We start from the raw sequence: 13,887 nt of genomic DNA, 5'->3' as shown, positions 1-13,887 counted from the left end.
CTAACTTTTCAATCGAATCGAAGATTCTCTAATGATAACGGTAGTTTCTAATTCAAGTGTCTTTGGCGTAAAAGGAACTCCTTCTTTATGACAATTCATTTCTTCCAGTAATAGGTTGAAAGATGCAATTCCCATTTCGTGGCTCGGCTGATCAACGGTACTTAATTTTGGAGTCAGCACTTGTGACATAAACCAATTACTAAAACCAATTATTGCTACTTGCTCCGGAACATTTATTTTGTTTTCATTGAAATAAGCCAAAACACCTACCGCCACTAAATCTGTAATTGCAAATATTCCGTCCACATCAGTATGTTCCTCAATTATTTGTTTGGCAAATGCTCTTCCTTCTTCAAAAGTCACATTTTCGCAAGTATAAACTAATTTTGCGTCAAACGGAATGTTGTTTTTCTCCAGCGCTTTTTTATAACCAATGTAACGATCTATTGAATTTTGGGGATTTAACGGTCCACGAATATGAACTATTTTTTTGCACCCATTATCAATTAAATGCTGAACGGCATTGAAAGCTGCTTTTTGGTCGTCAATGATTACTTTGGAACATTTTGAAAGCTTGGCAATTTTGTCAAACATCACAAAAGGAATCTTCCGATTCATGATTTCCTTGATGTGGTCATCATTATTTGATTCATTAGATAAAGACATGATGATGCCGTCCACTCTTTTGTTTATTAATAATTCCACTTGCTTTTTTTCTAAAGCCAACGTCTCATTTGACTGTAATATGATTACCAAGTATCCACTTTTTTCGGCCTGATCAATAATAGCATTTACTACATTTGAGAAAAAGTGATGGACTACTTCAGGAATTATTAAACCTATAGTTTTTGATTCTTTGGTTCTTAAATTTACGGCAAAACTGTTTGGGGTGTAATGTAAATGTTGAGCAAGTTCAATTACTGACTTTTTAGTTTTCTCACTAACATCAGGATAATTTTTAAGCGCTTTCGAAACAGTAGTTATTGAAATTCCCAATTTTGTTGCAATTTCCTTAAGAGTGATGTCTTTCATGAATCGAATTTCTACGGATTTAATTTTAGGAAAATATTTCAGGAATAATGATATTTTACGTTTTCTCGTTATTTAGTTAATAGCTGTAAAAAACGAATTTACCTTTAAATATTCTTTACCAAGATATTGATTTTTATCTTATATCCTTATTTTTTATCAAAATAAACAAATAAATATCGATTCGTTAAATTAAGTAAAGGTGTGCACGTATTTTGTTGAAAGATTCAATTTTTTTATGTTGATTCTCTTTCAATTATGCTTGTTTCCAGTTCAATGGATTGGAAAACTACTGGCAAGTTGTTCTTTTTTAGATTGATTTCATCAAAAAGAATAGAGGCTGACCTTCTTCCAATTTCAAAACCAGGTTGGTCAATCGTAGATAGTTTTGGAGATATTACGCTTGACATAAACCAATTACTGAAACCTAAAACTGCAATTCGTTCTGGTATTGAAATCCCAATTTCATTAAAGTATTTAATGATTCCAATGGCAACTAAATCGGTAACGGCGAAAATAGCATCAATTTCTGGATGTTCCTCCATCACTTTTTTAGCATTTTCGTAACCGTCTTGAAAATCCGCATTATTTTTACATACAAAAACTAGAGAAGAATCGTATGTAAGATTGTTATCTTCTAGTGCTTTTTTGTAGCCTAAAAATCGGTCAATAGAATTTTGGGGCATATAAGACCCTCTAAAATGGGCTATTTTTTTGTATCCCTTTTTTATAAGATAGCAAACGGCATCATAAGCCGCCTTTTTGTCATTAATAGTTACTTTGGAACAATTGACAAGTTTAGCAATTTTATCAAAAAGTACTAATGGAGTTTTATGGGAAATGATTGATTTCAAGTGATCAAAATCACCGGTTTCATTAGACAATGACATTAAAATACCGTCTACTCTTTTGTTTAAAAGTAAATCGATTTGTTTTTTTTCAAACTCTAATTTTTCATTGGATTGTAAAATAATAACCAAATAATCTCTTTTTTCCGCTTCTTCAAGAATTCCTTTAATTACGTATGAAAAAAAATCATGAACTAGAGTGGGAATTATCAAACCTATGGTTTTTGATTCTTTGGTTCTCAGATTTACCGCAAAACTATTTGGAGTATAATGAAGTTTTTGAGCAAGTTCAATTACCGCATTTTTTGTTTTTTCACTGACATCAGAGTACCCTTTCAAAGCTTTTGAAGCGGTAGTTATTGAAATTCCTAATTGTGTGGCTATCTCTTTGAGAGTGGTGTTGTTCATGGTTCAATTCTCTGGTAGTGAAAGCAAAAAACTGCTTCTCGAAAACGAATTTACAATTTATTTATTGCAAATCAATTTTCAGGAAACAGTTTAGTCGTCTTTTGTGAATTTTAAAACAGATTGCTGAGTCCTTGCAAATTCACTGGCAAATAAAGTATTATTTTTTGTCTTTTATATTTGCTGAATCTCTGTAAAACCTTTAAATTTCTTTTAAGGATTCATAAAATCGTTGATTTCTTTACTGGAAATTTTTGGATTTGCTCCTTCATTTTTTGCTACAATCGCCCCTAAAGCACAAGCGAAATCAATGGCTTCTTGCGGATTTTCATCATATAATAGTTTAGAAAGTAAACCGGCTAAAAAGGAATCCCCAGAACCTACTGTGTCTACAACATCAATTTTATAACCGCTATTGTAGTACATTTTTTCATTGTAATACAAAACTGCACCATGACTTCCTTTGGTAACACAAATATGTTTTGTGTTGGTCTTTTCTGCGATAAAAAGTATGTTTTGTTCCAATGAATGATAGGGGGAATTCATGAAAGCACTTACTTCATATAATTCATCATCATTAAATTTTATAAAATCAGACTGCATCATTATATTGATGAGTATTTCTTTAGTATAAAATGGAGCGCGTAAATTGACATCAAAAACAGCGTATTTAGCATAGTTTATTATTTCTAAAAGGGAATTTTGTGAAACAGAATCTCGACATACAAGACTCCCAAAAACAAGTGCATCTGCTTTTTTGACCATAATTTCGTCTTCCGGAATACAAATAATTTTGTCCCAGGCAACAGGGTAATTAATCGTGTAAGAAGCAGAACCCTTCTCGTTTAATTGAACAATAACTTCTCCAGTTGATAAGTTTTCGTCTATTTGAATCGTATCGGTGTCAACTCCGTTTTTTTTAATGAAAGCAAGTAGTTCTCTTCCAATTTCATCATTTCCAACACGACTTATTATTTGGGCATTGATGCCAAGTGAAGCCAAGCGCAGTGCCACGTTCAATGGTGCTCCTCCAATTTTTCGATGCGTAGGGAAAACATCAAACAAGACTTCCCCGAAACAGATTATATTTTTAGTCATGGTTATTCGTTTTTTGATAGACTTTCAGATAGTTCCTCTAATGTTCTTCCTTTGGTTTCCGGCATTTTTGTAAATACCCAAAGCAATTGGAAAACCATCATTATGCAAAAAATGGCAAACACCGTTGTTGTTCCAATTTCTTTAAACAAAAACGGAATAAAAGAAGGAATTAACGCTGCTAAAATCCAGTGGACAGAAGTTCCAAAAGAAGTTCCGGCGGCTCGAAGTTTATTCGGGAATAATTCAGAGATAAAGACCCAAATCACGGCTCCTTGTCCTATCGCATGTGAGGCTATAAACAAGAAGAAAAACAACGGAACAGCCATTCCTTTCCACTCAAAATAAAAGGCAGTTGTTACTAATCCCAAAGAAATGATGTATCCTACAGAACCCAAATACATCAATGTTTTTCTTCCGTACTTATCGATTAGCGAGATTCCAATCATGGTAAAGATCAAATTAATCACTCCAATTCCGATACTGCTCAAAAAAGAAGCTGATTTTTCTAGTCCTGCCAATTCAAAAATTCGTGGTGCGTAATATAGAAAAGCATTAATCCCGGAGAGCTGATTGAAAAAAGCAATAAAAAAAGCCAATAATAATGGTTTCCTGTATTTTGCCATGAAAATGGATTCGTTTTTCCCTTCATGAGTAGTTTCTTTTTCGATAGCTGCAATTTCAGCTTCAACTTCTGCGTCACTATTAATTTGTTTCAAAATAGAGACTGCTTTTGCTCTGTCTTTTTTATATTCTAAAATCCAACGTGGACTTTCCGGGATTCCAAATACTAGAATTGTGTATATAAAAGATGGAAAAGCCTGTATTCCTAACATCCAACGCCAAGCATTTTCTCCAATATCCTGCAAATAATAGTTAGAGGTGAAGGCGATTAAAATTCCAAAAACAATATTGAATTGGTATAAAGCAACCAGTTTTCCCCGGTCTTTTGCAGGAGCAATTTCAGAGACATAGGTTGGTGCCGCAATAGTGGATGCTCCAATACCAATTCCGCCAAGAAATCTAAAAATGGAAAAGAAAATAGGGTCATTTGCAAATGCAGTTCCAATGGAAGAAACAAAAAATAACAATCCAATGATTATTAAAGTCTTTTTCCGACCTAAAATATTCGTTGGAAACGCACCAAAAATAGCGCCAATAACCGTTCCCCATAATGCGGATGACATCACTACTAATCCATGAAACAAATCAGAAGAACCCCATAATTGCTGCAATTGTTTATCAGCTCCCGAAATTACTACAGTGTCAAATCCAAATAAAAATCCTGCAAATGCAACGACAATGGACCAATAGAGTATTTTTTTGTTATTCATTATTTTGTTTTTTGGTTGATTATTTTGGTTGTTATAAAAGTATTTTTTACCAGATTCCCTTTATTTTAGAAATGGTAAGGTTTTTAATTTCTTGATTCCTATCCGATTGAATGCTGAGTTTGGTGTACGGTTTGTTGGGGAAAATTTGTTCCGTAAAACTGTATACCCCACCATTCAGAAAAATTTCAATTGAGGACAAATCTACTATAATCTTATAATCGATTGTTTCGGTAGTAATATTTGGAATTTTGGTGTTGTGAATTTTTTCTCCAAAACTTTTTTCGAAATTTACTATTCCGGAATGTCTTCGGTCTACAGAAAAAGTCTTTAGTTTCGCATCGTAATTGATAACCAGAGAATCCTTTACTTCATTAAAAAAAACGAATCTTAAATTTTCATTTTTAGCATTCAATTGTATTGTTGACTGATTCAAATATTGATAATCAAATGTCGTTTTTTGATTCGCTTTTAGGATGATTTCATCTTTGGTAAAGGCTGTAGTTTCTTGTTTTTTGAACTGTTCTACAGGAGTGTTTTTCAGGACATAATCACCATTTATTTTAGCAAGCGATAGTTCTCGTGGAAGTGTCATCGCGCTTCTCCAGTTTTTTGTAGGCGTGTCTCTGGCGTATGACCAATTACTCATCCATCCTATGAATATTCGTTTATTGTCAGGAGCATTATTGTACGTGACACCTGCGTAATTATCAGTGCCATTGTCAATCCATTTGATGTCTTTTTGGGAGGTTTTAAAACTTTTCCCATCATAATCACCTATGAAATATTGGGTGCCTGAACCGCCAAGTGGTGCGCCAGGATTGATGCTGATGAGTAAAACCCATTTTTCTTCATTGGAACCGGCAACTTTTAATTTAAAAATATCAGGACATTCCCAAACACCGCCGTGCGCTCCTATATTTTTACCGAATTCACTTTCGAATTTCCAATTAATTAAATTTTCTGAAGTGTAAAATTGCGCATGATCGCCTGCGACTAATACCATATTCCAAAGATTGGTTTCGGTATTCCAGAATACTTTAGGATCTCTAAAATCTTTTATACCGGAATTTTTAACAATTGGATTTCCATCATATTTTATCCAAGTTTCGCCTTCATCCAGACTATATGCCATTCCTTGCGTTTGATAGTTTGTTCTTCCCGCTTTTTCACCTTCCATGTCGTGATAGGTAAAAATGGCAATCATTGGCGGGTTTTCTTTTGTTCCAAGACCAGAAGTGTTTTCTAAATCTACAACGGCACTTCCTGAAAATATCATTCCTAATTTGTCAGGAAATAAAGCGATTTTTTTATGTTTCCAATGGATTAGATCCGTGCTTGTTGCGTGTCCCCAATGCATCGGTCCCCAAACAATGTCGTCAGGATAATATTGGTAAAACAAATGATAAATTCCTTTGTAGAAAACCATTCCGTTTGGGTCATTCATCCATTTTTTTTCTGGAGAAAAATGAAATTGTGGTCTGTAAGGTTCTTTGTATTGCACCGTGGAATCAGTTTTGATACTCTCGGAAGAAGCTATGGAAATAACTTCATTTTCCGCTTCTTTTTTACAGGAAAACAAGAATAAAGAGGCTCCGAATACTAAATAAAAGGGGAGTATTTTATTTGTGAACTTCATTAAAATAAGGTTTAATTATTATATTATCTTCATAAAAATAGAATTATATTTTTTAATTAAACATAATTGTGTTATCGAAAACGTTTTTGATAAGTCGAAAACGTTTTCGTTTTGTATTCGACGCAGTATCTGAATTTATTCAATATTTTAACGAAAAAAATATATATGTTTGAAAATATTATTAAAAAATTAAACTATGATTTCAACAGTTAGAAGTTTGTTTTTCATGCTCTTACTAAGTCCAGTCGCTTTTAGCCAAAGCAAATCAGATGAGTGGCATTTATTCGCAAATTCAAGAGAAAATTATTTTGGCGTTGCTATGGCCAACGGTCAAATAGGAATTGTTACAGACGATACGCCTTTAAAAACAAAAGAAATTATTCTGAATGGTGTTTATGACGGAAGTCCCGAAAATGGAATCAGCAGAATAGTTCGCGGAATAGAATTTCTGAATCTGCATTTAGACATTAATAATCAAGAAATTAAATCAGACAATATCGATAACTGGAGTCAGGTTATTTCGATGAAAGAGGGAACAAGTACCACGTCTTTTTCATTTAAAGATTTGGCCACGATTAATTATACGATTTTAGCCAATAGAGCTATTCCTTTTTCAGCGATGGCAATTGTCGAAATCAATCCTATTAAGGATATAGAAATTACGGCTAACAATTATATGGTTGTTCCTGACGAATTGAAAGATGCCAAAAGTCAGTTTAGGATTTTGAAAGACAATCAATATTTAATGCCAGTTTTTGGAACAACCGCCAAAACGCTTACGGGTAAATATACTGTTGCGGCTTCAACCACTTTTCTTTTTGATGGTGAAAGTGAAACTTTAAAACAATCGGGTAAGGAAGTTGGGTTTACCAAAAAACTTTTGAAAGGAAAAAAATATCGTTTTGCAATAGCAGGAGGAATTTGCACGTCTAAAGATGTTACAGATCCTTTGAATGAATCTGAAAGACAACCCATTTATGCGCTACAGGAAGGAATTGATAAATTATTGAACCGACACAAACAAGCTTGGGCTGAGTTATGGAATACGGGCGACATACAAATTGAAGGTGATCTAGATGCACAGCAACGGGTTCGTTTTGCATTGTACAATTTGTATTCGTACATCCGTCCTGAAACCAGACAAAGTATTGCGCCAATGGGTTTGTCATCGCAAGGTTATAACGGACATATTTTTTGGGATACAGAACTTTGGATGTATCCAACATTATTGGCATTGCAACCGGATATGGCTAAATCGTGTTTAGATTATCGTTCAGACCGTTTGCAAAAAGCAAAACAAAAAGCGTTTATTTATGGGTATAAAGGAGCAATGTATCCTTGGGAATCTGATGATACTGGGGAAGAAGCAACACCAACTTGGGCGCTGACCGGGATTTTTGAACAGCATATCACTGCGGATGTTTCGATCGCTTTTTGGAATTATTACGCCTACACGCAAGATAAATCTTGGTTAAGAAAAGAATGGGCAGTTCTAAAAGAAACTGCCGATTTCTGGGTGAGTCGTGTAGTTAAAAATCAAGATGGGAGTTTTTCAATTTTAAATGTTGTAGGTGCCGACGAATATGCACAGCACGTAGATGATAATGCTTTTACAAATGCATCCGCTATTGAGTCTTTAAAAAATACGATTAAAGCAGCAGCAATTTTGGGTGAACCAATAAATCCGAAATGGAAAGAAGTATCTGAAAAACTAGCCATACATACTGAAAAGGGAATTACCCAAAATTATAAAGGATATCAAGGGCAAATGATCAAGCAAGCTGATGTGAACTTGTTAGCATATCCTTTACACGTAATGACAGACAAAGAACAAATAAAAAGAGATTTAGAATATTACGCTGAAAAAATTGATAAAAAGGATGGACCGGCAATGGCTTCCGGAGTTTTATCTGTTTTGTATGCCCGTTTAGGCGACAAAGAAAAAGCGTATAATTATTTTGTAAAATCATATTTGCCAAATAGTCGACCACCTTTTGGAGTGTTTTCGGAATCTGCTAATAGTAATAATCCATATTTTGCTACAGGAGCAGGAGCGATGCTTCAAGCGGTTATTTACGGTTTTGGCGGAGTAGAACAAACGGACTTGGGATTGAAATACAATAAAGGACTGTTGCCAAAACAATGGAAATCACTTAAGATTATAGGTCTTGGAGTCGATAATAAAACGATAGTAATAAAGTAATACTTCAGTAAGTTTTTAAGCCACGAATAGCAGTTGCATTTCTTCTTTATAGGATTGTAATTCGTATTCGTGGCTTTTTTATGTCCAATGAGATTATTTATTTTAAATGTTAGTTTTTTGAATGCACACTAAACAACTTTTGAAAGGATTAGCGCAAATAACTATTTCAAAATTTAAATAAAGCGAATAAGTGAAAATATTAAATTATTTTTAAGATATTTCTTCCAAATTTTTAATTTTAAAAGTGTTAAATTTTCATAACAATACGTTTTATAAATGTGATATTTTTAGCAGTAAAAACACATCGAAATAAATGAATATGATATTTTTAGATTGATAATATTCGCTTTTTAATGGAACTCAATCTAAATTATTGATTTATTCTAAAAAACTTCATTATGATGAATAATTCGCAATCTTATTTTGTAAAAAGCTTTTTTATTAACAAAAATGCAATTGATTTTTACCAAAAAAGCCATTAAAGTACAATAATGTCTTTTTTATTGCCTTTTTTTTATGTTTAATATAATTTTAGTATTAATTTTTTAAAGGATTAATTTTAAAATCGAAAACGTTTTCGGCACAACGAAAACGTTATAGTTTGTTAATATCTTAATATTATCATAAATTTATATTTATGTTTGATGTTAATATTTAAACAAACCATTTAAACAAATTATTAACCAACTTATTTATTACGTATGAAAAATAGTCTAATTAAAGGCTTGATGGTGTTTCTAACAGTACTTTGTACAAGTTTGACGTATTCACAAGATGTGTCCGGTACAGTATCTGATAGCAGCGGTCCGCTTCCAGGGGCTTCTGTCTTAGTGAAAGGAACAACAAATGGAGCGCAAACTGATTTCGATGGAAAATTTACTATCAAGAATGTTGGCTCAAATGCAGTTTTAGTTTTTAGTTACATTGGTCTCAAAACTCAAGAATTAAATGTAGCAGGTAAAAGCACAGTTAATGTAGTATTAAAAGAAGACTCAGCTGAATTAAAAGAAGTTGTAGTTATAGGCTACGGTTCAGTTAGAAAGAAAGATGCAACTGGTGCAGTTGATCAAATTAGTGCAAAAGATTTTGACAATGTCTCTTCTCCTTCACCTGCTCAATTATTAAGAGGTAAGGTTGCCGGAGTACAAGTTACACAATCCAGTGGAGAGCCAGGTGCTGGAGTTGCAATTAGAGTTCGTGGTAACTCTTCTATCCGTTCAGGGAACAGTCCATTGATTGTTATTGATGGTGTACCTTTGGATGGAGGAAATGTTTCTGGTGGTGGGGATGATCTATTAGGAACTTCTTCCTCTAAAAATCCATTAAACTTTGTGAATCAAAATGATATAGAAAGTATCAGTGTATTGAAAGATGCTTCCTCTACTGCAATATATGGTTCTCGTGGGTCTAATGGGGTAATTGTTATAACAACTAAAAAAGGAAAATCGAATGTACCGCAATTAAGCTATAGCTCATCTATACAATTTAGCAAAATGTCTGGTAAACTGGATGTTATGGATGCAAATCAATTTGTTGCTGCTGGTGGTATAGATAAGGGATCTAGAACTTATGATTGGGAAGATGCTGTTTTGAGAAATGGTTTTTCAACGAATCATGATCTGTCTTTTGCTAAAACTACTGAAAACTCGAATACTAGAATTTCCTTGGGTGCTTCAAGTACGGATGGTATCGTAAAAAATACAGGATTAGACAAATATAATGCTACTGTCTACAATTCAAATGACTACTTCAATGGTGCATTAAAAATAGAGCAAAGAGTTATTTATGCTTCTTTGAAAGATGAGGCTACTTTATTGTCTAATAATGCTGGAGCTGTTGGGAATCTTATGGGAGCAGCTTTATATTGGAATCCAACTCTTCCTATATATGCTCCGGACGGATCTTACACTTTTGTAGGAAATGATTATTTGAATCCTGTTCAATTGCTAGATGCATACAAAGATTACACAAACACTAACAAATTATTAGCTAGTATTAATACTACTTGGAAAATCAATAGTAAATTGAAATACCAATTTTTGTTTGGTGTAGAGAGTTCAAATTCAAGCAGAAAAAGTCAGTTATTGCCAACCATTCAAATCACGAATGTTGCTCAAGCAACAGATCCTCTTACTTCAGTTACTAAATTTGGTCAGGCAAGTATTTCTAACTTGAATAAATTCAACAGAACTTTTGAGCATACCTTGAATTATAATAATGATTTTAGTGATAATTTTAATTTAGATGCATTAGTTGGATATTCATATTACGATTACACTGTAGATGGAAGTACTGCTATCGGTAAAGGATATAGTCCTTTGCAAACTAATTTAATTGACAATATCGAAGGTGGTATAAGAAGTGAGTTTAGAGTTAATTCATTTAGAAATAGAGTAGAATTGCAGTCCTATTTTGGTAGAGTAAATGCTACTTTGTACAAAAAATTAATTGTAACGGCTACTTTGCGTTCTGATGGTTCTACTAAATTAGGAAAGAATAATAAATACGACTATTTCCCTTCCGCAGGTATTGCATACAAATTTATTGAAGATAAAGAAGGATTGTTGAATAGTCTTAAACTTAGAGGTAGTTATGGTATCACAGGAAACCAGGAATTTGCACCTAACTCTGCGATTGCAAGAGTTTCATATGCATTAGATGGAAGTCAAGGTGAGCAAATTAACGCAAATGAAAATTTAAGATGGGAAACCACTAAATCCTATAGTGTAGGAGCAGATTTCGAGTTGTTTAACAACAAATTGACTGGTTCTGTAGATTATTTTCAAAGAGATACAAAAGATTTAATCTTTCCAGTTCCAGCGGCCTCTTCTCAGCCGGGTCCACCAGCGCCACGTTTTGTAAACTTAGCGGGTAACTTAATCAATAAAGGGGTTGAAGTTTCTTTAAACTACAACGTAATAAATACTGAGGATTTGACATGGGATATTTCAGGGAATGCTTCATTCTTATCAAACGAGGTGAAAAATTTTCCTGGATTCATTGCTACAGGAGCGTTAAATGGTCAAGGTTTGTCTGGAGCTTACGCTCAGGTAGTTACAACTAATTACCCTGCATATACTTATTATCTTTATGAGTGGAGAGGGTATGATGCTGATGGGATGTCTATTTATGCAGATGCAGCCGGTAACGATACGGGTTTAGGTACAGCTGCAAAAAAATTATTAGACAAGCAACCTTTACCTAAAATCAATGTTGGTTTTACTACTTCTTTAGCTTACAAAGGCTTTGATACTAGTGCTTCTTTCTATGGTGCATTTGGTCATTACATCTATAATAACACAACCAATGCTAATTTCGCTAAAAGTGCATTTAGTGGTGATCCAGGTAAAAACATAACGCTGGAAGTAGCTACATCGCCTCAATCGACGGCTGATGTTTCCGCACCATCTACTAGGTATTTAGAAAAAGGTGATTTCTTCAGAATGGGGAATTTAACTTTGGGATATACTTTTAAAGGAGATGTAATAGAGAGGTTTAAAATGAAATCAGCTCGTTTTTATGTAAATGCCTCTAATTTATTTATTATCACCAGCTATTCAGGTTCTGATCCTGAGGTTGATACAGATAAATCATTAAACGGAGTACCTTCGGCAGGTATGGAATACTTATCATATCCAAGAGAAAAAAGCATCGCTGTTGGTCTTAATGTATCATTTTAATTAAAAGAACAATGAAAAGAATAAATATTATAAAAAGCATCTTTTTTGTAGGGACTATAGCTTTAGGCGTAGGTTGTACTAATTTAGATGAAGAAGTATTAGATGGTTATGTTAATAGTGCAGAAGAAGGTGGTGCTATTAATACTGCTGCTATATTGCAGTCATCTTATGAAGGATTACGAGGTTTTGAAACTCAAGGGCAAATGTTTGCTTTGGATGAAATGTCTACAGACGCCTTAGTGGGACCAACACGAGGTGGTGACTGGGATGATAATGCTACTTGGAGACAAATTCACGTGCACACGTGGGCGCCAGATCATAATGAGGTTAGAAATGCATGGAATGCTTTGTTATCAAATGCATACAATTGTAGTTTAGTAGTAGAAAACGGTACGGGTTCTGAAGTAACACAGGCGCGTTTTTTAAGAGCTTTTTACTATTATAACGTAATTGATTTATTTGGGCAAGTTCCTTACAGAGAAGCAGGTTCTAAGTTGACAGATGATCCAAAAGTATGGACTAGAACTGAGGCTACTGATTTTGTAATTAGTGAACTAGAGGCTGTTGTCTCTCAATTACCTGCAAGAACTGCAAATGATGCAAGTATTGCAAACAAAGATGCAGCACATTTTTTATTAGCTAAATTGTATTTGAATAAAGGAGTGTTTACTGCCTCTGCGGCGGCAGGTCCATATACTTTTGCTGCTGCTGATATGACTAAGGTTGTTGAGCATGTGAATGCTATTAGCAGTAGTTTAGCTACTGATTATTGGGATAACTTTAAACCTGCAAATAATACTTCACCAGAAATCTTGTTTTCGGCTAAGAACGTAAGAGGTGGAGCAGGTGGAGGAATTCAATACCATTGGAGAATGTCAATGCACTACAACCAAACTCCTGATGGATGGAATGGTTTCTCTACTGTTGCAGAGTACTACAACAAGTTTAATCCAAATGACAGACGTATCAAAAATGCTGATCCGGCAATCATCACTGCTTTCGGTAATCCTGTTGGATTACAAGTTGGCCAAATGTACAAACCTGGAGGAACAGTTGCTTTGAATGATAGAAGAGGGAATCCATTATTTTTTACTCCAGCAGTGACTTTAATTACAAGCGGAGCTACTTTGGAGACAGCTGGTATCAGAATGCAAAAATACATTCCAGATGCGGCTAATGTGAATACCCCGGATAATGATTATGTATTCATGAGATATTCGGATGCTTTGTTAATGAAGGCAGAAGCAATCTTAAGAGGAGGTACAGGAAGTGTTGGAACTATCATGACTGACATCGCTGCTAGATCAGGTCAAGCAGCATCAGCAGCAACTTTAGACGGAGTATATTTAGAGAGAGGAAAAGAATTATGGTTAGAAGGATGGAGAAGAAATGATATGATTCGTTTTGGTAAATTCTTGGAAGCAAGAGAATTGAAGCCTTATGTTTCAGATGCTAAATATATTTTGTTCCCAATTCCAGCGGATGCATTATTTAATGCGAATTTGACACAAAACCCTGGTTATTAAAGATTTGTTTACTATTAATTGTTTTTTGAGTTAGTTATAAAGAGGGTATTTATTACCCTCTTTATTTTATATCTATTTTATTCTTTTTTTATATCAATATTATATAAATTAGGCAATTCTAAACAAGCAAT

8 protein-coding genes are annotated in these 13,887 nt (G+C 34.0%); 3 read left to right on the top strand and 5 right to left on the bottom strand.

All coding sequences use genetic code 11. The annotated features are described in order from the left end of the window. From IWX80_RS03690 to IWX80_RS03670, 5 genes are all read right to left on the bottom strand, one after another. The gene (locus IWX80_RS03690) at positions 1-1,032 is read right to left on the bottom strand and encodes a LacI family DNA-binding transcriptional regulator (protein WP_196852208.1); all 1,032 of its coding nucleotides are present in this window, start codon (positions 1,030-1,032) and stop codon (positions 1-3) included. A gap of 233 nt (positions 1,033-1,265) precedes the next feature. Continuing rightward, a complete protein-coding gene (locus tag IWX80_RS03685) occupies positions 1,266-2,285 on the bottom strand; it encodes a LacI family DNA-binding transcriptional regulator (RefSeq protein WP_196852207.1) in 1,020 nt (339 codons plus the stop codon). 210 nt (positions 2,286-2,495) lie between these two features. Beyond that, on the bottom strand, positions 2,496-3,380 hold the full coding sequence (locus IWX80_RS03680; protein ID WP_196852206.1) for a carbohydrate kinase family protein: 885 nt from the start codon (positions 3,378-3,380) through the stop codon (positions 2,496-2,498). Between the two features lie 2 nt (positions 3,381-3,382). Then, positions 3,383-4,711 carry a sugar porter family MFS transporter gene (locus IWX80_RS03675; RefSeq protein WP_196852205.1) on the bottom strand — a complete coding sequence of 443 codons (1,329 nt, stop codon included), beginning with the start codon at positions 4,709-4,711 and terminating at the stop codon, positions 3,383-3,385. Between the two features lie 46 nt (positions 4,712-4,757). Continuing rightward, a complete protein-coding gene (locus tag IWX80_RS03670; protein WP_196852204.1) occupies positions 4,758-6,347 on the bottom strand; it encodes a glycoside hydrolase family 32 protein in 1,590 nt (529 codons plus the stop codon). A 196-nt stretch (positions 6,348-6,543) separates the two neighbouring features. Between IWX80_RS03670 and IWX80_RS03665 the strand changes: the two genes are divergently transcribed. The 3 genes from IWX80_RS03665 (at position 6,544) to IWX80_RS03655 (ending at position 13,756) form a co-directional block, all read left to right on the top strand. Continuing rightward, positions 6,544-8,550 carry a glycosyl hydrolase family 95 catalytic domain-containing protein gene (locus IWX80_RS03665; protein ID WP_334682214.1) on the top strand — a complete coding sequence of 669 codons (2,007 nt, stop codon included), beginning with the start codon at positions 6,544-6,546 and terminating at the stop codon, positions 8,548-8,550. Between the two features lie 701 nt (positions 8,551-9,251). After that, entirely contained in the window at positions 9,252-12,230 is a 2,979-nt protein-coding gene (locus IWX80_RS03660) for a SusC/RagA family TonB-linked outer membrane protein (protein ID WP_334682213.1), read from the top strand. 11 nt (positions 12,231-12,241) lie between these two features. Next, entirely contained in the window at positions 12,242-13,756 is a 1,515-nt protein-coding gene (locus IWX80_RS03655) for a RagB/SusD family nutrient uptake outer membrane protein (RefSeq protein ID WP_113634022.1), read from the top strand. The last annotated feature ends 131 nt before the right edge of the window (positions 13,757-13,887 follow it).

Origin of the sequence: Flavobacterium sp. CAN_S2 (assembly GCF_015752255.1) — a bacterium.
GTDB lineage: Bacteria > Bacteroidota > Bacteroidia > Flavobacteriales > Flavobacteriaceae > Flavobacterium.
The sequence above is the reverse complement of the archived record's forward strand: the minus strand, read 5'-3'. Positions and strand labels throughout refer to the sequence as shown.